The sequence below is a fragment of the Caviibacter abscessus genome (genome assembly GCF_001517835.1).
GTDB classification, from domain to species: domain Bacteria; phylum Fusobacteriota; class Fusobacteriia; order Fusobacteriales; family Leptotrichiaceae; genus Caviibacter; species Caviibacter abscessus.
Map to the genome: position 1 here is coordinate 1 of NZ_LOQG01000038.1, position 20,776 is coordinate 20,776.

34 protein-coding genes and 1 tRNA gene are annotated in these 20,776 nt (G+C 28.4%); 30 read left to right on the top strand and 5 right to left on the bottom strand.

What is annotated here, in order from left to right; genetic code table 11:
* Positions 1–83 precede the first annotated feature (83 nt).
* The 22 genes from rpsJ to secY all read left to right on the top strand — a co-directional run bounded on the left by rpsJ (position 84) and on the right by secY (position 10,911).
* Complete coding sequence (gene rpsJ / locus AWT63_RS05195) at positions 84–395, top strand: 30S ribosomal protein S10 (protein WP_156414512.1); 312 nt, start codon at positions 84–86, stop codon at positions 393–395.
* 66 nt (positions 396–461) lie between these two features.
* A complete protein-coding gene (gene rplC / locus AWT63_RS05200; protein ID WP_068268800.1) occupies positions 462–1,088 on the top strand; it encodes a 50S ribosomal protein L3 in 627 nt (208 codons plus the stop codon).
* Positions 1,089–1,106: 18 nt separating this feature from the next.
* Positions 1,107–1,751, top strand: coding sequence for a 50S ribosomal protein L4 (rplD, locus tag AWT63_RS05205; protein ID WP_068268807.1), 645 nt, complete (start codon positions 1,107–1,109; stop codon positions 1,749–1,751).
* 1 nt (position 1,752) lies between these two features.
* On the top strand, positions 1,753–2,037 hold the full coding sequence (gene rplW / locus AWT63_RS05210; RefSeq protein WP_068268813.1) for a 50S ribosomal protein L23: 285 nt from the start codon (positions 1,753–1,755) through the stop codon (positions 2,035–2,037).
* A 146-nt stretch (positions 2,038–2,183) separates the two neighbouring features.
* Positions 2,184–3,011, top strand: coding sequence for a 50S ribosomal protein L2 (gene rplB, locus AWT63_RS05215; protein ID WP_068268815.1), 828 nt, complete (start codon positions 2,184–2,186; stop codon positions 3,009–3,011).
* A 23-nt stretch (positions 3,012–3,034) separates the two neighbouring features.
* Positions 3,035–3,307 (top strand): 30S ribosomal protein S19, encoded by a 273-nt coding sequence (gene rpsS / locus AWT63_RS05220; RefSeq protein ID WP_068268817.1) that lies wholly within the window; start codon positions 3,035–3,037, stop codon positions 3,305–3,307.
* Between the two features lie 54 nt (positions 3,308–3,361).
* Positions 3,362–3,706: a 50S ribosomal protein L22 gene (rplV, locus tag AWT63_RS05225; RefSeq protein ID WP_068268822.1), complete on the top strand. Its 345-nt coding sequence runs from the start codon at positions 3,362–3,364 to the stop codon at positions 3,704–3,706.
* A 22-nt stretch (positions 3,707–3,728) separates the two neighbouring features.
* Positions 3,729–4,385: a 30S ribosomal protein S3 gene (gene rpsC, locus AWT63_RS05230; RefSeq protein WP_068268824.1), complete on the top strand. Its 657-nt coding sequence runs from the start codon at positions 3,729–3,731 to the stop codon at positions 4,383–4,385.
* Complete coding sequence (rplP, locus tag AWT63_RS05235; protein ID WP_068268826.1) at positions 4,385–4,807, top strand: 50S ribosomal protein L16; 423 nt, start codon at positions 4,385–4,387, stop codon at positions 4,805–4,807. Before rpsC ends, rplP begins: the two co-directional genes overlap by 1 nt.
* Complete coding sequence (gene rpmC, locus AWT63_RS05240; RefSeq protein WP_068268828.1) at positions 4,807–4,992, top strand: 50S ribosomal protein L29; 186 nt, start codon at positions 4,807–4,809, stop codon at positions 4,990–4,992. The genes rplP and rpmC overlap by 1 nt, the downstream gene beginning before the upstream one ends.
* Before the next feature lie 11 nt (positions 4,993–5,003).
* Entirely contained in the window at positions 5,004–5,258 is a 255-nt protein-coding gene (gene rpsQ / locus AWT63_RS05245) for a 30S ribosomal protein S17 (protein ID WP_197407492.1), read from the top strand.
* Positions 5,259–5,285: 27 nt separating this feature from the next.
* The gene (gene rplN, locus AWT63_RS05250; RefSeq protein ID WP_068268830.1) at positions 5,286–5,654 is read left to right on the top strand and encodes a 50S ribosomal protein L14; all 369 of its coding nucleotides are present in this window, start codon (positions 5,286–5,288) and stop codon (positions 5,652–5,654) included.
* A gap of 16 nt (positions 5,655–5,670) precedes the next feature.
* Positions 5,671–6,054: a 50S ribosomal protein L24 gene (gene rplX / locus AWT63_RS05255; protein ID WP_068268833.1), complete on the top strand. Its 384-nt coding sequence runs from the start codon at positions 5,671–5,673 to the stop codon at positions 6,052–6,054.
* 15 nt (positions 6,055–6,069) lie between these two features.
* Complete coding sequence (gene rplE, locus AWT63_RS05260) at positions 6,070–6,624, top strand: 50S ribosomal protein L5 (RefSeq protein WP_068268834.1); 555 nt, start codon at positions 6,070–6,072, stop codon at positions 6,622–6,624.
* Between the two features lie 18 nt (positions 6,625–6,642).
* The gene (gene rpsN / locus AWT63_RS05265) at positions 6,643–6,930 is read left to right on the top strand and encodes a 30S ribosomal protein S14 (protein ID WP_068268836.1); all 288 of its coding nucleotides are present in this window, start codon (positions 6,643–6,645) and stop codon (positions 6,928–6,930) included.
* A gap of 19 nt (positions 6,931–6,949) precedes the next feature.
* Positions 6,950–7,345, top strand: a complete 396-nt coding sequence (gene rpsH, locus AWT63_RS05270; protein ID WP_068268838.1) for a 30S ribosomal protein S8 — start codon at positions 6,950–6,952, stop codon at positions 7,343–7,345.
* A gap of 32 nt (positions 7,346–7,377) precedes the next feature.
* Positions 7,378–7,911 carry a 50S ribosomal protein L6 gene (gene rplF / locus AWT63_RS05275; RefSeq protein ID WP_068268840.1) on the top strand — a complete coding sequence of 178 codons (534 nt, stop codon included), beginning with the start codon at positions 7,378–7,380 and terminating at the stop codon, positions 7,909–7,911.
* A 13-nt stretch (positions 7,912–7,924) separates the two neighbouring features.
* Positions 7,925–8,287, top strand: a complete 363-nt coding sequence (gene rplR, locus AWT63_RS05280) for a 50S ribosomal protein L18 (RefSeq protein ID WP_068268842.1) — start codon at positions 7,925–7,927, stop codon at positions 8,285–8,287.
* A gap of 18 nt (positions 8,288–8,305) precedes the next feature.
* The gene (rpsE, locus tag AWT63_RS05285; RefSeq protein WP_068268844.1) at positions 8,306–8,803 is read left to right on the top strand and encodes a 30S ribosomal protein S5; all 498 of its coding nucleotides are present in this window, start codon (positions 8,306–8,308) and stop codon (positions 8,801–8,803) included.
* A 17-nt stretch (positions 8,804–8,820) separates the two neighbouring features.
* On the top strand, positions 8,821–9,000 hold the full coding sequence (gene rpmD / locus AWT63_RS05290) for a 50S ribosomal protein L30 (protein ID WP_068268846.1): 180 nt from the start codon (positions 8,821–8,823) through the stop codon (positions 8,998–9,000).
* 6 nt (positions 9,001–9,006) lie between these two features.
* Positions 9,007–9,543, top strand: coding sequence for a 50S ribosomal protein L15 (rplO, locus tag AWT63_RS05295; protein ID WP_068268849.1), 537 nt, complete (start codon positions 9,007–9,009; stop codon positions 9,541–9,543).
* A 57-nt stretch (positions 9,544–9,600) separates the two neighbouring features.
* Positions 9,601–10,911, top strand: coding sequence for a preprotein translocase subunit SecY (secY, locus tag AWT63_RS05300; RefSeq protein ID WP_068268850.1), 1,311 nt, complete (start codon positions 9,601–9,603; stop codon positions 10,909–10,911).
* Between the two features lie 43 nt (positions 10,912–10,954).
* Here the strand turns inward: secY and AWT63_RS05305 are convergent, their stop codons facing one another.
* Positions 10,955–11,500, bottom strand: coding sequence for a hypothetical protein (locus AWT63_RS05305; protein WP_068268854.1), 546 nt, complete (start codon positions 11,498–11,500; stop codon positions 10,955–10,957).
* Between the two features lie 92 nt (positions 11,501–11,592).
* Between AWT63_RS05305 and AWT63_RS05310 the strand changes: the two genes are divergently transcribed.
* Positions 11,593–11,668, top strand: a tRNA-Thr gene (locus AWT63_RS05310).
* A 32-nt stretch (positions 11,669–11,700) separates the two neighbouring features.
* Here the strand turns inward: AWT63_RS05310 and AWT63_RS05315 are convergent.
* The 4 genes from AWT63_RS05315 to AWT63_RS05330 are packed head-to-tail and all read right to left on the bottom strand — an operon-like array spanning position 11,701 to position 13,341.
* On the bottom strand, positions 11,701–11,898 hold the full coding sequence (locus AWT63_RS05315) for a PspC domain-containing protein (RefSeq protein WP_068268856.1): 198 nt from the start codon (positions 11,896–11,898) through the stop codon (positions 11,701–11,703).
* A 4-nt stretch (positions 11,899–11,902) separates the two neighbouring features.
* Positions 11,903–12,460 (bottom strand): hypothetical protein, encoded by a 558-nt coding sequence (locus tag AWT63_RS05320; protein ID WP_068268858.1) that lies wholly within the window; start codon positions 12,458–12,460, stop codon positions 11,903–11,905.
* A gap of 15 nt (positions 12,461–12,475) precedes the next feature.
* Positions 12,476–13,036 carry a DUF1700 domain-containing protein gene (locus AWT63_RS05325; RefSeq protein ID WP_068268860.1) on the bottom strand — a complete coding sequence of 187 codons (561 nt, stop codon included), beginning with the start codon at positions 13,034–13,036 and terminating at the stop codon, positions 12,476–12,478.
* Entirely contained in the window at positions 13,033–13,341 is a 309-nt protein-coding gene (locus AWT63_RS05330) for a PadR family transcriptional regulator (protein ID WP_068268861.1), read from the bottom strand. The genes AWT63_RS05325 and AWT63_RS05330 overlap by 4 nt, the downstream gene beginning before the upstream one ends.
* Positions 13,342–13,495: 154 nt before the next feature.
* On the opposite strand from AWT63_RS05330, the gene AWT63_RS05335 reads away from it, so the two are divergent.
* From AWT63_RS05335 to AWT63_RS06155, 7 genes are read left to right on the top strand one after another with little or no spacing between them, the layout of a single operon-like run.
* Positions 13,496–14,920 carry an ABC transporter substrate-binding protein gene (locus AWT63_RS05335; protein WP_068268862.1) on the top strand — a complete coding sequence of 475 codons (1,425 nt, stop codon included), beginning with the start codon at positions 13,496–13,498 and terminating at the stop codon, positions 14,918–14,920.
* A complete protein-coding gene (locus tag AWT63_RS05340; protein WP_068268865.1) occupies positions 14,920–15,834 on the top strand; it encodes an ABC transporter permease in 915 nt (304 codons plus the stop codon). The genes AWT63_RS05335 and AWT63_RS05340 overlap by 1 nt, the downstream gene beginning before the upstream one ends.
* Entirely contained in the window at positions 15,831–16,592 is a 762-nt protein-coding gene (locus tag AWT63_RS05345; protein ID WP_068268868.1) for an ABC transporter permease, read from the top strand. Before AWT63_RS05340 ends, AWT63_RS05345 begins: the two co-directional genes overlap by 4 nt.
* The gene (locus tag AWT63_RS05350; protein ID WP_068268869.1) at positions 16,592–18,685 is read left to right on the top strand and encodes a glutamine synthetase III family protein; all 2,094 of its coding nucleotides are present in this window, start codon (positions 16,592–16,594) and stop codon (positions 18,683–18,685) included. The genes AWT63_RS05345 and AWT63_RS05350 overlap by 1 nt, the downstream gene beginning before the upstream one ends.
* 7 nt (positions 18,686–18,692) lie before the next feature.
* Positions 18,693–19,418, top strand: a complete 726-nt coding sequence (locus AWT63_RS05355) for an ATP-binding cassette domain-containing protein (protein ID WP_068268871.1) — start codon at positions 18,693–18,695, stop codon at positions 19,416–19,418.
* Positions 19,419–19,421: 3 nt separating this feature from the next.
* Positions 19,422–20,249 carry a GRP family sugar transporter gene (locus tag AWT63_RS05360; protein ID WP_068268873.1) on the top strand — a complete coding sequence of 276 codons (828 nt, stop codon included), beginning with the start codon at positions 19,422–19,424 and terminating at the stop codon, positions 20,247–20,249.
* A 13-nt stretch (positions 20,250–20,262) separates the two neighbouring features.
* Positions 20,263–20,736: a thiamine-binding protein gene (locus tag AWT63_RS06155; RefSeq protein ID WP_082680465.1), complete on the top strand. Its 474-nt coding sequence runs from the start codon at positions 20,263–20,265 to the stop codon at positions 20,734–20,736.
* The last annotated feature ends 40 nt before the right edge of the window (positions 20,737–20,776 follow it).

Consider the following 20,776-nt stretch of genomic DNA (forward strand, 5'->3'; position numbering starts at 1 on the left):
AAAAATAAAATACATTTAATAAAATTTGAAAACACTGCTATAAGGGGCTTTATGCCCCTTGTAGAAATAAAATAGGAGGAAAAATTTTGGAAAATAAATTAAGTATACATCTTCAATCTTATGACCACAAATTGTTAGATCAATCTGCTAAAAAAATAGCTGAAGTTATTAAAAAAGCTGGTTCTGAAATTGTAGGACCTATGCCTTTACCAACAAAAATAAAAAAATACACAGTATTAAGATCAGTTCACGTTAATAAAGATTCGAGAGAACAATTTGAAATGAGAATACATAGAAGATTTATTGAAATTAACAATTCAAGCCAACAAGTTATGACAGCTTTAAGTTCACTTAGCTTACCATCAGGAGTTGGAATTGAAATAAAACAAAATTAATTGTGTTTAAGGACACTTTGATACAAGTTGGGTATTCCCAACCAATATATTAAGGAGGAAATATAAATGATATTAGGTAAAAAAATTGGTATGACACAAATCTTTGAAAACGAAAAATTAATACCTGTTACAGTAATAGAAGCAGGTCCAAGTTTCGTAGTTCAAGTTAAAACAATGGAAAAAGAAGGATATAATGCTATAACATTAGCATTTGATGAAAAAAAAGAAAAAAATACAACTAAACCTGAAATGGGTGTTTTCAAAAAGGCAGGAATTACTCCTAAAAAGTTTGTAAAAGAATTTAGAGTAGATTCAACTGAAAACTATTCACTAGGTCAAGAATTTACTGTTGCTTCATTAGAAACAATAGAATTTGTTGATATTCAAGGTGTGTCAAAAGGTAAAGGTACTGCGGGTGTTATGAAAAGACATAACTTCGGTGGAAACAGAGCTACACACGGGGTTTCAAGAAACCACAGACTTGGAGGATCAAATGCAGGGGGAGCAGCATCAAACAGTAACGTTCCTAAAGGTAAAAGAATGGCAGGAAGATTAGGAAATGAAAATGTAACTATTCAAAATCTTCAAGTTATTAAATATGATGAAGCTAATAGCTTACTATTAGTTAAAGGTGCAGTACCAGGTCCAAAAAATGGATACTTAGTGATAAAGAAATCAGTAAAAAAATACTAAAATTGGAAGGAGTAAACAATGTCAGTTATTAATTTAAATGTATATAAATTAGACGGTTCAAGTGCAGGAACTGTTGAAATTAATGAAAATATATTTGGTATTGAACCAAATACACATTTAATGCACGAAGTATTAACAGCAGAACTTGCAGCATTAAGACAAGGAACAGCTTCAACAAAAACAAGAGCTGAAGTTTCTGGTGGAGGAAGAAAACCTTTTAGACAAAAAGGAACAGGTAGAGCAAGACAAGGTTCTACAAGAGCAGCAAACATGGTAGGTGGAGGAGTAGTTAATGGTCCTAAACCAAGATCATATGAAAAGAAAGTAAATAAAAAAGCAAGAAAATTAGCTTTAAGATCAGCTTTAGCTACTAGAATACAAGCAGGACAAGTTATTGTATTAGATGATTATACTTTAGAAAGACCAAAAACAAAAACACTTGTTGAATTTGGTAAAAAAGTTGGTTTAAATCAAGAAAAGCAATTATATATAGTAAATGATTTCACTACTGATATGGATTACAATTTATATTTATCAGTTAGAAACATTGAAAAGACTTTCGTATTAATGCCTAATGAAATTAGTGTTTACTGGCTATTAAAGAGCGAAAAAATAGTAATCACTAAACAAGCTCTTTCAAATATAGAGGAGGTGCTAGGATAATATGACTATTTATGATATTATTAAAAAACCTGTACTTAATACAGAAAAAGCAAGAGACTTATTAAACAGCAACGAATATGTTTTCATAGTTGATAAAAAAGCAAATAAATTAGAAATAAAAAATGCAGTAGAAAAATTATTTTCTGTTAAAGTATTATCAGTTAATACATTAAATGTAAAACCAAAAACTGCAAGATCAAGAGCAACTGTATATACAATTTCAGGATACAAAAAAGCTATAGTTAAATTAGCTGAAGGTGAAAAAATAGCTGCTTTTGAAATATAAGAAAAAAGTAGAAAAAAAATATAATTTATGATATAATATTTTTTGTATAAAATGACTAGGCACATTATTTTTGTCTAGCATTGTTGAATAACACACGAGAATGTGTTGTATATTATAGGTTTAAATAATTGGAAGGAGAAAGTAATATGCCTATTAGAAAAATGAAGCCAGTTACTAGTGGGACTCGGCATATGTCTATACTAGTTAACGTAGAACTAGATAAAGTTAGACCTGAAAAAAGTTTAGTTGAACCGTTAAATTCTGCTTATGGAATTGATAACTACGGTCACAGAACAGGAAGAAACAGACAAAAAGGACACAAGAGATTATACAGAATAATTGACTGGAAAAGAAACAAGATTGGAATACCTGCAAAGGTTGCAACAATAGAATATGATCCAAACAGAACAGCCAATATTGCTTTATTACACTATGTAGATGGTGAAAAAAGATATATATTAGCTCCAAACGGACTTAAAAAAGGTGATATAGTTTTAGCTGGTAGTGAAGCTGAAATAAAACCAGGAAATGCTCTTAAATTAAAAGATTTACCAGTTGGTACACAAATTCATAATCTTGAATTAATACCTGGTAGAGGTGGACAATTAGCAAGATCAGCAGGAACTGCTGCAAGATTAGTAGCTAAAGAAGGAACTTACTGTCACGTTGAATTACCTTCAGGAGAATTAAGATTAATTCACAAAGAATGTATGGCAACAGTTGGAACAGTTGGAAACTCTGAACATTCATTAGTATCATTAGGAAAAGCTGGAAGAAACAGACACTTAGGTGTTAAACCTCATGTAAGAGGATCAGTAATGAACCCTGTGGATCACCCACACGGAGGGGGAGAAGGAAGATCTCCAATTGGTAGAAAATCACCAGTTACACCTTGGGGTAAACCAGCACTTGGTAAGAAAACTAGAGGTAAGAAAACTAGTGATAGGTTCATAGTAAGAGGAAGAAAAAAATAAGACGTTTAATTTAAGGAGGAAAAATGGCTCGTTCATTAAAAAAAGGACCTTTTGTTGATGCTTACTTATTAGAAAAAGTTGAAGCAATGGGAGAAAAAAAGCAAGTTATTAAAACATGGTCAAGAAGATCAACAATATATCCTCAATTTATAGGACACACATTTGCAGTATATAACGGTAAAAAACATATACCTGTATATGTTACAGATGAAATGATAGGACATAAATTAGGTGAATTTGCACCGACTAGAACATTCTACGGTCATGGAAAAGATAAAAAAGATAAGAAAAAATAGGAATAAGAACTAGAAGTACATTCTAGTTCTTATATAAAACCGAAAGGAGAAAAAATGGCAGCAAAAGCAAAACTAAGTTACCAAAGATTAAGCCCACAAAAGGCAAGATTAGTTGCGGACATAGTAAGAGGAAAAGACGTTTTATATGCGTTAAACATTCTTAGATTTACTAATAAAAAAGCAGCACCATTAATATTAAAAACTGTAAAATCTGCTATTGCAAATGCAGAACACAATTTTGGAATGAATCCAGATAAATTATATATATCAAAAATACTAATAGACAAAGGACCAGTTCTTAAGAGAATGAACCCAAGAGCTATGGGTAGAGCGGATATTATTAGAAAACCATTAGCACACATCACTGTTGAAGTTGATGAAAGAGCTGAGGAAAAATAATTAAAGTATAGGAGGTAAATCTGTGGGACAAAAAGTGGATCCTAGAGGACTAAGAATTGGAATTATTAAAACTTGGAATTCAAATTGGTTTGCTCAAGGGAAAGAATACTTAAATAACTTACATGAAGATTTAAAAATAAAAGAATACATAAAGAAAAATTATTATAACGCAGGGGTTTCTAATATATTCATTGAAAGAAACTCAGCAACTGAAATAACTGTTATAGTTGAAATTGCAAAAGCCGGAGTTTTAATTGGTAGAAAAGGTGAAGAAATTGAAGCCTTAAAATCAAAACTTGAAAAATTAACTGGTAAAAAAGTTCGTGCTAAAGCTTTAGAAGTTAAAGTTCCTAATAAAAATGCACAACTTGTTGCTGAAAATATCGCAACTTCAATTGAAAAACGTGTGGCTTATAAAAGAGCAGTACAACAAGCTATACAAAGAGCTGAGAAATCAGGAGTAAAAGGAATAAAAGTTATGGTTTCAGGAAGATTAAATGGAGCTGAAATCGCAAGAAGTGAATGGTCATTATCTGGAAGAGTACCATTACACACATTAAGAGCAGACATTGATTATGCAACTGCAACAGCAAATACAACTTACGGTTCACTTGGAATCAAAGTATGGATATTCAATGGAGAAGTTCTTCCAACTAAAAAGGAAGGAGAAGACAAATAATGTTAATACCTAAGAGAACAAAATATAGAAAACAATTTAGAGGAAAAATTGGTGGAATCGCAACAAAAGGTAACACAGTAGCTTTTGGAGATTTCGGACTTGCAGCTAAAGAGTTTGGATGGATAACATCAAGACAAATAGAAGCTTGTCGTATTACTATAAATAGAACTTTTAAAAGAGAAGGTAAAATTTGGATAAGAATATTCCCTGATAAACCTTACACAAAAAGACCTGAAGGAACAAGAATGGGTAAAGGTAAAGGTAACACTGAAGGTTGGGTTGCAGTAGTTAAAACTGGTAAAATCCTATTTGAAGTTGGTGAAGTGAACGAAGAAAAAGCAAAAGAAGCACTAAGAAAAGCAGGACATAAATTACCTATAAAAGTTAAGTTCGTAAGAAAAGAAGTAGGTGGTGAAAACTAATGACAGCTAAAGAAATAAGAGAATTATCAGTTGATAAATTAGAAGCTCAAGTTAAAGAAATGAAACAAGAATTATTCAACTTAAAATTACAAAAAACATTAGGACAATTACAAGATACAGCAAAAATTAGAACTATAAAAAGAGATATTGCTAGAATAAAGACAATATTAACTGAGAAAAAATAGGAGGTTTCGTTGTGGAAAGAAACGAAAGAAAAGTCAGAGAAGGTGTAGTTGTTTCTGATAAAATGGACAAAACGGTAGTTGTAGTAGAAGAAACAATGAAACTGCATAAATTATATAAAAAGAGAGTTAAATTTTCTAAAAAATATAAAGCTCACGATGAAAAAAATGAATGTAAAATCGGAGATAAAGTAAGAATTATGGAAACTAGACCTTTAAGTAAAGAAAAAAACTGGAGAGTAGTAGAAATAATTGAAAAAGCAAAATAGTAGTATAATGAGAGGGGAGGAACTGTAGTGGTTCAACAACAAACAATACTAAACGTTGCAGATAATACTGGTGCTAAGAAAATAATGGTTATAAGAGTACTTGGAGGATCAAGAAGAAGATTCGGAAGACTTGGAGATATAGTTGTTGCATCAGTTAAAGAAGCTATACCTAACGGTAATGTTAAAAAAGGTGATGTAGTTAAAGCCGTTATAGTAAGAACAAGAAAAGAAACAAGAAGACAAGACGGTTCATATATAAAATTTGATGATAATGCAGGAGTAATTTTAAATGCTGCATTAGAAATAAAAGGAACAAGAATATTTGGTCCTGTAGCAAGAGAATTAAGAGCTAAGAACTTTATGAAGATAGTATCATTAGCTCCAGAAGTACTTTAGGAAGGAGGCTTATAAAGTGATTAAGTCAAAAATAAAGTCAGTACCAAACAAATTACACGTTAAAACTGGAGATACAGTTGTAGTAATATCAGGTAAATCAAACAAAGAACTAAGAAGTGAAAAATCAGGACAAACTGGAGACAAAGGAAAAATCGGTAAAGTATTAAAGGTTTTCCCTAAAACTGGAAAAATAATAGTTGAAGGTGTTAATATCAAGAAAAAACATATTAAGCCTAATCAAATGAACACACAAGGTGAGATTGTTGAAAGAGAAATGCCTATTTTCTCATCTAAAGTTATGCTTTGGGACGCAGATGCTAAAAAAGCAACAAGAATAAGACATGAAATAAAAGATGGAAAAAAAGTAAGAGTATCAGTTGTATCTGGTAAAGAAATATAGGAGAGGAGGATACTAATGGCAGATAAATACATTCCAAGATTACAAAAAAAATATAAAGAAGAAATAATAGCAAATCTTATGAAAGAACTTAATATAAGTAACATTATGCAAGTTCCTAAGATTGAAAAAATAGTAGTAAACATGGGAGTTGGAGAAGCTGTAAACAATAGTAAGTTAATTGAAACTGCTATGAGAGAAATGGCACAAATTACAGGACAACAACCTGTTCCAAGAGAAGCTAGAAAATCTGAAGCTGGATTTAAATTAAGAGAAGGTCAAAAAATAGGGGTTAGTGTTACATTAAGAAAAGAAAGAATGTATGAATTTTTAGACAGATTAATCAATATAGCATTACCAAGAGTTAGAGACTTTGAAGGAGTTTCTGCAAAAGCATTTGATGGTAGAGGAAATTATACATTAGGAATAAAAGAACAAATAGTATTCCCTGAAATTGAAATTGATAAAGTTGATAAAGTTTTAGGTTTAGGAGTAACTATTGTAACATCAGCACAAACTGATGAAGAAGGAAGAGCATTATTAAGAGCATTTGGAATGCCTTTTGTAAAATAATAGGAGGTGCAAAATTAAATGGCTAAGGTAGCTATGGTTCAAAGAAATTTGAAAAGAGAAAGAATTATAAATAAATATGCTGCTAAAAGAGCAGAATTAAAAGCAGCAGCTAAAAAAGGCGACAAAGAAGCAATCTTAGAATTACAAAAATTGCCTAGAAACGCATCGCCAACTAGACATAGAAATAGATGCCAAGTTAATGGTAGACCAAGAGGGTATATGAGAGAATTTGGAATATCAAGAGTTATGTTCAGACAATTAGCTGGTGAAGGAGCAATACCTGGAGTTACTAAATCAAGTTGGTAATATTTGAGAGGAGGACAAAATGAATTTAACAGATCCTATTGCAGATATGCTTACAAGAATAAGAAATGCAAATGCAGCTAAACACAGTACAGTTGCAATACCATTTTCTAATATAAAAGAAAGCATAGCAAACATATTAAAAAATGAAGGATATATAGTAGATTACGAAATCAAAGAAGAAGGGGCTAAAAAAGATATAGTTGTTTCTATTAAATATGTTGATGGCGAAGCAGTTATCAAAGGTTTAAAGAGAATATCAAAGCCTGGAAGAAGAGTATATAGTTCAGTAGAAAACTTACCAAAAGTATTAGGTGGATTAGGAATAGCAATAGTTTCAACACCTAAGGGAGTTTTAACTGATAAAGAATGCAGAAAGCACAGTGTTGGTGGAGAAGTTATTTGCTACGCATGGTAGTACACTGTGGAAATTAATGCTTAGGAGGAAAAATGTCAAGAGTTGGTAAAAAAGTTATAACAATACCAGCAGGTGTTGAAATAACAAAAAATGAAAATATTTACACAGTTAAAGGACCTAAAGGAACTTTAATCAGAGAATTTTCTGATTTAATTAAAATAAACATTGAAGGTAATGAAATTACTTGTGAAAGACCAAATGATTTACCATTCACAAGATCATTACACGGAACAACAAGAGCAAACTTAAACAATATGATAGTTGGAGTAAGTGAAGGATTTTCTAAAAAATTAGAATTAGTTGGGGTTGGATACAGAGTACAAGCTAACGGTAAAGGACTTACATTAGCTTTAGGATATTCACATCCAGTTGAAATTGAAGCTGTTGAAGGAATTAATTTTGTTGTTGAAGGAAATACTAAAATAACAGTAAGTGGAATAGACAGACAATTAGTTGGACAAATTGCAGCAAATATAAGAGCAAAAAGACCTCCTGAACCTTATAAAGGAAAAGGTGTTAAGTATGCTGATGAAACAATTATAAGAAAAGAAGGTAAGAAAGGATAGGAGGTAGTTTAATATGTATAAAAGAATAGACAGAAATAGTTTAAGAGCGAAAAAACACGCTAGAATAAGAAACAAAGTAAATGGAACTGCTGAGAGACCTAGACTTTCTGTTTACAGAAGTTTAAAAAATATTTTTGCTCAAATAATAGATGATGTTAATGGAGTTACTTTGGTATCTGCATCAACAATAGAAAAAAATGGAAAAGTAGAAGCAGGATCAAACATAGAAGCTGCTAAAGTTATTGGTGAAAGAATCGCTAAGAAAGCGTTAGAAAAAGGAATAGAAACTGTTGTATTTGATAGAAGTGGATATATTTACACAGGAAAAGTAAAAGCTTTAGCTGACGCTGCAAGAGAAGCAGGGTTAAAATTCTAAGGATAAGGAGGATTTATTTTGGCTAAGGAAGTTAAGACTAATGAATACAAAGAAAGTCTTTTAAGAATAAGTAGAGTTTCTAAAACAGTTAAAGGAGGAAGAAGAATTTCATTCTCTGTATTAGCTGCTGTAGGAGACGGGCAAGGAAAAGTAGGAATAGGATTAGGAAAAGCAAATGGTGTACCTGATGCAATTAAAAAGGCGATAGCATCTGCTAAGAAAAGTATGATAAATGTTTCATTAAAAGGTGGAACAATTCCTCATGAACAAATAGGTAAATTTAATTCAACATCTGTATTATTAAAACCAGCAACAGCAGGGACAGGAGTTATTGCAGGTTCTGCAACAAGAGAACTTCTTGAACTAGTTGGATTAACAGATGTACTAACAAAAATTAGGGGATCAAGAAATAAAGATAACGTAGCACGTGCAACATTAGATGGGTTATCAAAAATAAGATCAATAGAAGAAATAGCAAGACTTAGAGGAAAAACAATAGAAGAAATAATTAGATAGGCTAGGAGGAAAAATTAATGTCTAGAGTAAGAATAACACTTGTAAAAGGAATTAATGGAAGAAAGCCTAATCATATAACAACTGTAAAATCACTAGGATTAAATAAAATTAATAGTAGTGTGGAACATAATTTAACAGACGATATAAAAGGGAAAATAAAATTAGTTTCTTATTTACTTAAAGTAGAGGAGGTTTAATATCAAATGAATATTAACGAATTAAGACCTGCCGAAGGATCAAAAAAAGAAAGAAAGAGAATAGGTAGAGGACACGGTTCTGGTTGGGGAAAAACAGCTGGTAAAGGTCATAATGGGCAAAAACAAAGATCTGGTTCTTATGTTTCTGCTGCATTTGAAGGTGGACAAATGCCTTTAATAAGAAGAATACCTAAAAGAGGATTCTCAAATTCTGCTTTCAAAAAAGATATGATAGTTTTAAACCTTAAAGATATAGTTGATAAATTTGAAGATGGAGAAACAGTAGCTATTGAAACATTAGTTGAAAAAGGTGTGTTAAAAAATCCAAGATTTATTGTAAAATATACAGAGGGTGGACTAAGAGATAGAGAATACACAAGCATTTTAAAAGTAATTGGTGATGCACAAGTAGATAAAAAATTAAACTTTGTTGTTGAAAAAATATCTGCAAATGCAAAAGCAAATATTGAAAAAGCTGGTGGATCTGTAGAACTTAAAGCTATTAAATCATATGCTAATATAGCATCAAACAATAAAAAATAAAATTAGGATTAAGTAAGTTTTCACTTACTTTTTTCCTATATATAAGGAGTGATTAGTTTGACATTATCTGAAGCAATTACAACAAGACTAAAATCTATTGTAAAAGTAAGAGAGCTAAGAAGAAGAGTTATATTCACTCTTTTAATGTTTATGGTTGCCAGAATTGGTATTCATATTACAGTTCCTGGAATTAATATGGCACTATTTAAGCAGTTTACTAATAATCCATTAGCACAATTTTTAGATTTGTTTTCAGGAGGGGCAATACAAAGAGCATCAATATTCTCTTTAGGTATAGCACCATACATTAATGCATCTATAGTATTTCAATTATTAGGTGTTTTATATCCTAAAATAGAAGAAATGCAAAGAGAAGGTGGAAAACAAAGAGAAAAAGTTACACAATGGACAAGATATCTTGCAATATTAATTGCGTTTGGGCAATCAATATTTAGTGTTGTTTTATTACAAACTCAAAAAATAGTACTTGAACCAGGAATAACATTTACTATCACAACTGTAGCACTTATGACAGGTGGAGCAGCATTTCTTATGTGGCTATCTGAAAGGATATCAATAAAAGGAATTGGAAACGGAACATCAATGCTTATATTTTTAAATATAGTTTCTAATTTACCACAAGTTGCTTACCGTTTATTTACAAGTCTACACTCATCAACAAAAGGACAAATATTATTAACAAGTTCTGTTGTTTTATTTATAGCACTTATAGTGATATTAGTAATAATTCAACTAGGAGAAAGAAGAATACCTATACAATATGTAGGAAAATCTAGTAGAGGCTTTGGTCAAGGACCAAGTACAGTAGGTAAAAAAACATATTTACCTATTAAAATCAATACAGCTGGAGTTATGCCTATAATCTTTGCTTCAATGCTTATGGTTATACCTACTTCAATTGGAACATTTCTTGTTAAAGATGCGACTAAAAAAGCTTATTGGAGCCAACTTCTAGGTCAAACAGGATGGGTATATTTAGCACTAACAGCAATTTTAATTATACTTTTCTCATTCTTTTATACAGCAATAGTATTTGATCCTGATAAAGTTGCAGATAGTTTAAAACAAAGTGGTGGAACACTACCATTAAAAAGAGCAGGTAGAGAAACAGCTGACTATTTAGAAAATATTGTTACACTAATTACATATGGTACAGCAGTATTTCTAGCAATACTTGGTATATTACCTAACTTATGGTTTGGATATGTACTTAATTTACCTGTTATGCTTGGTGGAACAAGTCTAATAATATTAGTTGGGGTAGCAGTAGATCTAATTCAACAAATAGACTCTCATTTAGCAGTAAAAAAATATAAGAGCTTTATAACTAATAGAAGAGATAGATAATAAAAAAACTGAATCATAAAGGTTCAGTTTTTTTGTATTATATTTATTTTCTTCTTAAAATTCGTACTATATTTTCAATTTCTTTTTGACTTTTTAATTTAAGAACTACTTTATCATTGTTAAAATATTTAACTGTTACAGTTTTATTATTAGTATTAGTGTCAATGTTTAAAATTTTTGATATATTCACGGTATTATTTCTATGCACTAATATGTTTTTGTCATATCTTACAACAGACCATGATTTTATTATATTACCGTAAGTGTACATTATAATTCCAATAGAAAGGATTGTTACATTAAGTTTTTTGTATAAAATTGCAAAAGCTATAAATGAAGCTATACTCCCAAGATATAAAAGAATAGCTAATTTATCATAAAAAGGATCTAATTTTTCTTTTTTTAGATTGGGATTAATTTTAAATAATTGTCTTAATGAAAGTAGCTCAACTACTGGTGGAAGAATTAATAGTATTGATAATAACCATGCTGTAAGCTTATCTTTATTATATATAGTAATAAATGATGCAACGGCTAACAATATATTTAAAACTATTGTTAAATATGTATTATTAATATCTTTTTTCATTTGAAAAAGCTCCTTTTCTTTTTTTTAATAATAACATAAATATGATTGACTTTCAATTGTAAATTTAGTATAATGATATTAATAATTCTTATGCCGCTTTAGCTCATCTGGTAGAGCAACTGACTTGTAATCAGTAGGTGGCTGGTTCGACTCCGGCAAGCGGCACCATTTTTAATCACTGTATGGTGATTTTTTTTATTTTAGTCCCAATAATTTGTTTGTTCAGGTATTATAAAATAAAGTATGAAATAAATTATTATGGGTAGTCCTAAAAATATTGATAATAGCCATAAAACTCTTACTATAGTAGGGTCAATGTTGAAATATTCGCCAATACCTCCTGCTATTCCAAATATTTTTTTATTTGTACTGCTACGATATAAATTTTTATTTGTCATGTTTTTATTCCTTTCTAATAATATCTGCTGTTCCAACAAAATTATTAATTAATAATTTTATTAAAGAATCAGGATTTAGTGATACATTATTATTTATTATACCCAAAGTATTGTTTATATTGTAATTTATATCAGTGTCTGCAAAAAGTTGCATAGTACCGGCAACATTAGTAAACGAATGAGAACCTTCAGTTAAATCATAATTAATTATACCTGCAAAATTTTCAATATTTAAATTAACTTTATCTTTGTATGTAATGTATATGTAATTTTCTTTTCTATTATTTTTACGAATATGTCGTATATTAAGTTTACCATCAACGTAATCGTAAGAAATATAATTATTTACTTCAATAGAATTATGATCTGATTTTTTAATTCTTAAAATGGCGTTAGTATCAATTATATTAATTTCTTTTAAATTATCATTAAGATTACTTTTAACTAAAGTAATATTTTTAGTATAGTTATAATAGTTTACAGGAAAATTTTGTAAAATACCTTTTACTATCAAAGCACCACCTATTATTATAAGGATTAATGCCAAAATATATTTTTTCATATTAATACCTCTTTTCTATTTTTTTATTTTATCATATATCCAAATTAAGATTTTATTATAAATATTAGCAATAATATTAAATAGGAATTTTATAATTCCATATGTTAGGATCATTAAACCACAGGTAGTTATTAGAGAACCGATAGTTATTAGTGAGCTTACATATGTACCTAGGAATACAGTATAATAAATTATTACTGATGGAACAATAAATATTAATATACCAAAAGCTAAAATTAAAGCGAATATAATAGCTATGATTGAAAATAAAACTACTATAAATGCTATAATTATTGGAATTGAAAGTGGAGCTCCTATTATAGTTAAAATTAAAAGTACCATAAATGAAAATGGATTGGAACTTTTTTTATTATTTTTAGTATTTCTTATATTGTATTCTAATAATATATCATTTGCTATTTTTTTAGGATCCATACTTTCAGGAATTTCATCATCTTTTTCTAAATTTAAATCTTGAAAGTACTCTTCATAATATTTGAAAAGTTCTATTTTTTCATCATATGGAAAATCTTTCAAATATTTGTCTAAATTTCTCATAAATTCTCTGGCTTTCATAAATTTGCCTCCTTAAGGAATGAATTAATTTGTTGTTGTAGCTCTTCCCATTCAGTTATATACCTTTTTAATTCTTCAAGTCCATTTTCTGTTATTTTATAATATCTTCTATTTCTGCCTTGGTAATTTTTATCATAAAAACTTACAAAGTTTTTACTTTTTAATCGTCTTAGTACGGGATACAAAGTTGATTCACTTATATTTATTTTATTTTGTAATGATTGAGTTAAAATATATCCGTATAAATCATCATTTACAAGACTGGAAAGCACACACAGTTCTAAAAAATCACTTGTTAATTGCATTTTATCACCTCTAGACTTTTATTTTGTTAATATTATATCTCATATAATATTGTTTGTCAATGAAATAGGTGATGATTTATGAATAAAAGTTGCTAAGAACAGCTAATAATGCTATAATTTATCCAACATTATTTAAAGGAAAGAGGCGTTTAAATTGAAGTATTTTTTAACTTTATTTTCAACTTTATTTTTGTTTTTATCTTGTGGTATAAATCAATCAAATAGTAGTATAAATACTGCAATGACTACAGATATTGATAGTATAAATCCATATAAATTGGTTTCAAGTAATAGTAAACAAATAATGTATAATGTGTATGAAGGATTAGTCATGCCAGATGAAAATGGAGATGTTGTACCAGCAATAGCAAAATCTTATTCAGTGTCAAATGATGGTTTAACATATGAATTTGTTATAAGAAATGATGTATATTTTCATAATGGCGAAAAACTGGTATTAGACGATGTGTTATTTTCTTTAAAAAAAGTTAAAGAATTAAAATTTCAAGAAGCATTTGAAAATATTAAAAGCATAGAAGCAAAAGATGAAAATACTCTTTTAATTCATTTAAATGAACCTGATTCATCATTTATTTATTATTTAACTACTGCAATAGTAAGTAAAAAAACATTTTATAGTATAGATACTAAAGAAAATGGAACAGGTGCATATAAAATAAAAACATATAAAAATGAACAAAAATTAGTATTGGAAAAATTTGATAAATATTATGGTCAAAAAGCCAATATAAATACTATAAATATAAATATAAGCCCAAATTCACAAACAAATTTTTTAAAATTATTAAGTGGGGAATATAACTTTTTAACAACAATAGATGTAAAAAGAGAAAAAGAACTTAAAAACTTTACTGTTATAAAACAAGTGCAAAACATGGTATTTATGATGGGTATAAACAATGAAAAAGTACCTAAAAATGAAAGACTTGGTCTTGCAACGTACATTAATAAAGATGATATAATAGCAAAAACTTCAAATAACAATTCAGTAAAAATTTATTCAAGTATGAGTCCTATACTTAAAAAGTATTATAATGACAATATAACAGAAATAGGTATACATGGAGAGAGTATTATGGGAAAAACATATACTTTAAAAATACCTACAAATGATAAAATTTATATTGAAACAGCACAAATTATAAAATCGCAATTTGAAAAAATGAGCGTTAAGATTAAAATAGTTGAAATGGAGTTTTCTGCTTGGTTAAAAGAAGTTTATACAAATAGAGACTTTGAATTGACATTAATAGGTCTTAGCGGTAAGTTAGATCCAAATTCAATTTTAAGAAGATATACAAGTACTTATAAAAGAAACTTTATAAACTTTAATAATAAAGAATATGATAAATTAATATCAGAAGCTAAAAAAACAGCTGATGATAACAAAAAAGTTGAAAATTACAAAAAAGCACAACAAATATTAGTGAGCGAAGGTTCATCCGTATATATCATGGATCCTGCATTTATAGTAGCTCACTCAAAAAATATTTCAGGATATACACAATATGCAATTCCTTATATAAATTTTGCTAAGTTAAAATTTGGAGAAAATTAATGTTTTATATAAAAAAAATAGCAAAAATGATTTTTAGTATATATATAATATCAACTATTTCATTTTTCATTATTTCTCTTATACCTGGAGAACCTGCAACCAGTATATTAGGTGTTGATGCTTCTTATGAAAATTTAGAACTTTTAAGAAAAACATTAGGTTTAGACAAACCTTTAATTACTAGATATTTTTTATGGTTGAAAAAAGCAATAATGGGTGATTTTGGAATATCTTTTAAGTATTCACAACCAGTTAAAGATTTGATACTTGAAAGGTTACCGCTTACAATAGCGATATCTTTAATTTCACTTGCAATTATTTTTACAATCTCAATATTATTATCGTTTTATTTAAATAAAAAGAAAAAATACAGTAAATTTTGGGATATTATTTTAAACCTAAGTATATCAATACCTTCATTTTGGATAGGAATAATATTTATATTTGTATTTTCTGTTATGTTAAGGCTTACAAGTGTAAGTTACAATAATACAATTACATCTTTAATTTTTCCTTGTATTATAATATCAATTCCTAAAATAGGGCATATTACAAAAAATATAAAGGAAAATTTATATGTGGAAACAAGACAGGAATATGTAAAATATCTATATTCAAATGGTATGAAATTGAAATATTTAAATTTATATGTACTGAAAAATTCATTGCTGCCGGTACTTTCTATTTTTGGATTAATAATTATTGACCTTATAACAGGCATAGTCATAGTTGAACAAATATTTTCTATACCAGGAATTGGTAGACTTATGACAGTTGCTGTGTATACTAGAGATATACCTTTAGTTCAGGCTTTAATTGTATATACATCATTTGTTATTATACTTATTAATTTTCTTGTTGATGTACTATACTCTGTATTAGATCCTAGAATAAAATTAGGTGATGTAAAATGAAAAAGTACATAAAATATATATTAATAATAGTTGCTATATTTTTTATATTTATTAATATAAAAAATCCCAGTAGAATGTCAGATAATAACCCATTATCTGCCCCAAGTATACATCATGTATTAGGAACGGATAATCTTGGCAGAGATATATATACAAGACTTTTATGGGGAACCTTTAATACTTTAGCAATATCTTTACTTTCTATATTATTGTCAACTGTTGTTGGAACAATTATTGGTGGGATATCAGGCTATTTTGGAGGCTATATTGATTTAGCCTTACAAACGTTTATTGAAATTATTTTATCCATTCCATCTATACTTATAGCTATAACAGTTGTAGTTATAATGGGTTCAGGATTTTATTCAATAATATTTGCTATATTTTTAATGTATTTACCTCTTATAGTCAATTATTCAAGAGGTTTAACAATTAAAGAAAAAGACAAAGAATACATAATGGCAGCAAAAACGTATGGAGTAAAAAATATTAGAATAATATTAAAACACATATTACCAAATATAAAAAAATATGTGATTATAAATTTTGTAATAAATTTTTCAAAAGGTATACTAACAGAAGCAGGATTAGGTTTTTTAGGAATTGGAATTGAAAGTTCAGTACCTACACTTGGAAATATGTTAAATATATCTCAGTCGTATTTTTTAGTAGCACCGTGGTTTACTTTATCTGCGGGTATCATGATTATTATATTGGTATATATTGCAAATGAGATTGCAAAAAGAGGAGCGAATTAATGGAAAATTCAATGAAAGTTTTCGGAGAAAATGCTTTTACTGAAAGTAATTTAAAAAAGAGGGTTCCCAAAGAAGTATTTAGGGAATTTAAATTATCACAATATGGAAAAACTCAATTATCTAAAGCGTCAGCGGAAGTTATAGCAAATGCTATAAAAGATTGGGCAACAAAAAGAGGAGCAACACATTATTGTCATTGGTTTCAGCCTCTAACAAATTTAACTGCTGAAAAGCATGACTCATTTATAGAACCTACAGGAGATAAAGAAATATTATATAAATTTTCTGGAAATAGTCTTGTAAAAGGAGAATCTGATGCTTCGTCATTTCCTAATGGAGGACTTAGAAGTACATTTGAAGCAAGAGGATATACAATTTGGGATACAAGTGTTCCACCATTTATAAGAGAGAATAAAAATGGAGTAACTTTATATATTCCCACTGCCTTTATATCTTTTAATGGAGATGCTCTTGATAAAAAAGTACCTCTTTTAAGATCTATGACATATATAAATAAACAGGCATTAAGAGTTTTAAAGGCTTTAGGAGATAATAAAACTAATCATGTTTTCAGTACACTTGGAGCAGAACAAGAATATTTTTTAGTAAGTAAAAAACTATTTGAAAAAAGAGATGATTTATTACTTACGGGAAGAACTTTATTAGGTGCACCAGCTCCAAAAGGTCAAGAATTAAGTGACCATTATTTTGGTAAAATAAAAGAAAAAGTAATAAATTTTATGAGCGATGTTGATGTTGAATTATGGAAAGTTGGAGTACCTTCAAAAACAAGGCATAATGAAGTAGCCCCAAATCAATTTGAAATCACACCTTTATTTTCAGTTGCAAATCTTGCTTCTGACCAAAACCAAATTATAATGGAAACTATTGAAAAAATAGCATTAAAACATGACTTAGTTGCATTATTTCACGAAAAACCTTTTCTAGGTGTAAATGGTTCAGGAAAACATAATAACTGGTCATTATCAACAGATGATGATAAGAATTTATTTAGTCCAGGTAAAAATCCTAGAGAAAATAAACAGTTTCTGTTATTTGTATCTGCTGTAATTGAGGCGGTAGATAGATATTATCCTATATTAAGATGTATGACAGCAAGTGCTACAAATGATAATAGATTGGGTGGGCATGAGGCTCCTCCAACAATAATTTCAATATTCTTAGGCGAAGAATTAACAAATATGTTGGAGAGTATAGCTTTAAATAAAAAACAATCAGATACATCTTTATCTAAATTAGATTTAGGTGTAAATGTGTTACCTACATTAAGTACTGAAGCTGATGACAGAAATAGAACTTCTCCGTTTGCATTTACAGGTAATAAGTTTGAATTTAGAATGCCTGGGTCAAGTTCTACACCTGCAACTACTGTTGCAACAATTAATTCTTGTGTTGGACTAGTATTATCTGAGTATGCTGATAAGTTGGAAAAATCAAAAAATGTTGAAAAAACAGTACTTGATATAATATCAAAAACATATAAAAATCATGGTAGAATATTATTTAATGGTAATGGTTATAGTGAAGAATGGATATCAGAGGCTAAAAAAAGAGGCCTTAAAAATGATAATTCTACTAATTCGGCACTTAGAGCTTACTGCGATAAAAATATTAATGAAATGTTTGAAAAAACAGGTATGCTAACTTCAAGAGAAGTACAAGCAAGATATAATGCATACATGAGTAGATATGTTACGCATTTAATAATAGAATCAAAAACTTTAATTGATATAGCAAATAAAAAAGTATTTCCGGCAGGAATAAAATATGCAAATATTTTAGCTGAAAATGTTGAAAAATCATCAAAATATGGAAATACAAAAGAGCAAGAAAAACTTCTTAAAGAAATTTTACAAAATATAAACTTATTAAGACAAGAAATTAAAAAATTAGAAACGAATATAGAAAAGATAAAAAATGAAACATCAATTGATAAGCAAGCGGACATGGCAAATAAATATTTGGTAAAAGGTCTTGAAGATCTAAGAAAACCTTGTGATACTTTAGAAACGCTAGTAGATAGTTCTTTATGGGAATTACCTACTTATAAAGACTTATTATTCACATTGTAGGTATAAAATGGAAAAAATATTAGATATAAAAAAATTAAATGTAAGTATAGATAATGAACATTTATTAAAAGACGTGAGTTTATCTATTAATAATAACGAAATTGTAGGTATTTTAGGTGAATCAGGAAGTGGGAAAACACTTACTACAAAGTTTATACTTGGGATTTTACCTGAAAGAAGTATAATAGAATATGAAAATTTTACAAAAAAATCAAGCATTGGAGCAATTTTTCAAAATGCTTTTATACTTTTAAATCCTACAGTAAGAATAGGAAAGCAATTAAAGCATCTATATATTTCTCATTATAATACCGACAAAGGATTTGTTGAAATGATAAGTCGACTTTTTAAAAAAGTCGGTTTAAATGATGTTAATAAATTTTTAAATAAATATCCTTTTGAAACAAGTGGAGGAGAAAGACAGCGAATAGCAATAGCAGGAGCCTTAATAGGAAAACCTAAAATTTTAATAGCTGATGAAATAACGACAGCACTTGATTTTGAAAGTAAAAAAGAAGTTATAGATTTACTAAAAGATATAAAAGATGAATATGGTTCTATCATATTTATTTCTCATGAAGTAAGTACAATGAAAAATTTTGTTGATAGAATTTATGTTATGTATAAGGGTCAAATAATAGAAGAAAATATTACAAGTGAAATTTTTTCAAACCCGCAAAAAGAATACACTAAAAAATTAGTGGATTTAGAGAAAAAATATTATGAGGAGTAGTGAATGTACTATATATTAGCATTTTTACCGGCATTATGTTGGGGACTTATTGCCATTGTTATATCAATTTTTAAAATTGATACGAAAAAGCAAGTTTTTGCAGTAGCTTTTGGAGCTTTTTTACTTTCACTTGTTTTTATAACTAAAGTAACAAAACTATCATTTTTAGCAGGAATTACAAGTGGACTATTTTGGGTACTAGGCTTTTATTATCAAACAAAATGTTTGAAAAAGATTGGTATATCAAGAATAATACCGCCATCAACAGCCATGCAAATATTTGGAACAACAATAATAGGTATACTTGTATTTAGAGAAAAAGTTAATGTATATTTAGTTATTATTTGTATTTTAGCTTTAATTATTGGAGTTAATTTAGCTGTATATAAGCAGAAGAAAGAAAATATAAATAAAATAGATAAATACATAATAATTGATTTAATAATTTCTACAATAGGTTTTGTAGTTTACGCAACTGTAATTAAATATTTTAAAGTAGATGCAAAATCATCAATACTTCCACAAACAATGGGTATGGTTTTAGGGAGTCTATATTTAAATAAGAATAACTTAAAAGATTTACTTAGCATTAAGGTAGTTCAAAATATGTTAGCCGGAATACTTTGGTTTGTTGGGAATATAAGTATGTTTTTATCAAGTGAAGTTTTAGGAATTACTGTTGCATTTGCAATTTCACAATTAAATGTTGCAGTTTCTGTATCATCAGCTATAATCATATTAAAAGAGCATAAAACAAAAAAAGAGCTTATTTATATATCCATTGGAATTATTTTAATAATACTTTCAGGTATATTTATTTCAAGGGCTTAGAAAGGATAAAAATATGAATGCAAGTGTAGCGATTCAGATTTTGCCGAAAGTAATTGATGATGAAAAATTAATTATTATAGTTGATAAGGTGATAGAATATATTAAAAGTAAAGGACTAAAAACAGTTGTAGGACCTTTTGAAACAACGATAGAGGGTGATTACGATGAGCTTATGGAAATTATAAAACAATGTCAGATTATTGCTGTAAATTCTGGTGCTCCTTCTGTAATGTCTTATGTTAAAATAAATTATAATCCATTAGGGAATATGTTTACTATAAGTCAAAAAATAGATAAATATAATAATTTAACAGAAGGCGTATTTTTAGACAACTACATTGACAAAACTGATGAAACTTATATTCCTATACAATATAAATTAGATGATTCACCTGAATCAATAAATGATTTAAAGCCATATATACTTTTAACAGAATTTAAGTTAAAAAAATATTTATTAGTGCTCTTTTTGAAGATAATATTTTAACAGTAAGTGATTTTGAACGTAATGAACAAAATATTAGAGA

Bases quoted from the DNA above. Each gene is read 5' to 3' on its own strand.
- AWT63_RS06155 (WP_082680465.1), top strand. From the start codon at position 20,263: ATGAATGCAAGTGTAGCGATTCAGATTTTGCCGAAAGTAATTGATGAT.
- rplW (WP_068268813.1), top strand. From the start codon at position 1,753: ATGACTATTTATGATATTATTAAAAAACCTGTACTTAATACAGAAAAA.
- rpsN (WP_068268836.1), top strand. From the start codon at position 6,643: ATGGCTAAGGTAGCTATGGTTCAAAGAAATTTGAAAAGAGAAAGAATT.
- rplP (WP_068268826.1), top strand. From the start codon at position 4,385: ATGTTAATACCTAAGAGAACAAAATATAGAAAACAATTTAGAGGAAAA.
- rpsH (WP_068268838.1), top strand. From the start codon at position 6,950: ATGAATTTAACAGATCCTATTGCAGATATGCTTACAAGAATAAGAAAT.
- AWT63_RS05320 (WP_068268858.1), bottom strand. From the start codon at position 12,460: ATGAAAAAATATATTTTGGCATTAATCCTTATAATAATAGGTGGTGCT.
- AWT63_RS05355 (WP_068268871.1), top strand. From the start codon at position 18,693: ATGGAAAAAATATTAGATATAAAAAAATTAAATGTAAGTATAGATAAT.
- rplE (WP_068268834.1), top strand. From the start codon at position 6,070: ATGGCAGATAAATACATTCCAAGATTACAAAAAAAATATAAAGAAGAA.
- rpsS (WP_068268817.1), top strand. From the start codon at position 3,035: ATGGCTCGTTCATTAAAAAAAGGACCTTTTGTTGATGCTTACTTATTA.
- rplO (WP_068268849.1), top strand. From the start codon at position 9,007: ATGAATATTAACGAATTAAGACCTGCCGAAGGATCAAAAAAAGAAAGA.
- AWT63_RS05305 (WP_068268854.1), bottom strand. From the start codon at position 11,500: ATGAAAAAAGATATTAATAATACATATTTAACAATAGTTTTAAATATA.
- AWT63_RS05345 (WP_068268868.1), top strand. From the start codon at position 15,831: ATGAAAAAGTACATAAAATATATATTAATAATAGTTGCTATATTTTTT.
- AWT63_RS05340 (WP_068268865.1), top strand. From the start codon at position 14,920: ATGTTTTATATAAAAAAAATAGCAAAAATGATTTTTAGTATATATATA.
- rpmC (WP_068268828.1), top strand. From the start codon at position 4,807: ATGACAGCTAAAGAAATAAGAGAATTATCAGTTGATAAATTAGAAGCT.
- rplV (WP_068268822.1), top strand. From the start codon at position 3,362: ATGGCAGCAAAAGCAAAACTAAGTTACCAAAGATTAAGCCCACAAAAG.
- rpmD (WP_068268846.1), top strand. From the start codon at position 8,821: ATGTCTAGAGTAAGAATAACACTTGTAAAAGGAATTAATGGAAGAAAG.
- AWT63_RS05330 (WP_068268861.1), bottom strand. From the start codon at position 13,341: ATGCAATTAACAAGTGATTTTTTAGAACTGTGTGTGCTTTCCAGTCTT.
- rplF (WP_068268840.1), top strand. From the start codon at position 7,378: ATGTCAAGAGTTGGTAAAAAAGTTATAACAATACCAGCAGGTGTTGAA.
- AWT63_RS05350 (WP_068268869.1), top strand. From the start codon at position 16,592: ATGGAAAATTCAATGAAAGTTTTCGGAGAAAATGCTTTTACTGAAAGT.
- rplC (WP_068268800.1), top strand. From the start codon at position 462: ATGATATTAGGTAAAAAAATTGGTATGACACAAATCTTTGAAAACGAA.
- AWT63_RS05315 (WP_068268856.1), bottom strand. From the start codon at position 11,898: ATGACAAATAAAAATTTATATCGTAGCAGTACAAATAAAAAAATATTT.
- AWT63_RS05325 (WP_068268860.1), bottom strand. From the start codon at position 13,036: ATGAAAGCCAGAGAATTTATGAGAAATTTAGACAAATATTTGAAAGAT.
- rplR (WP_068268842.1), top strand. From the start codon at position 7,925: ATGTATAAAAGAATAGACAGAAATAGTTTAAGAGCGAAAAAACACGCT.
- AWT63_RS05360 (WP_068268873.1), top strand. From the start codon at position 19,422: ATGTACTATATATTAGCATTTTTACCGGCATTATGTTGGGGACTTATT.
- rplD (WP_068268807.1), top strand. From the start codon at position 1,107: ATGTCAGTTATTAATTTAAATGTATATAAATTAGACGGTTCAAGTGCA.
- rplB (WP_068268815.1), top strand. From the start codon at position 2,184: ATGCCTATTAGAAAAATGAAGCCAGTTACTAGTGGGACTCGGCATATG.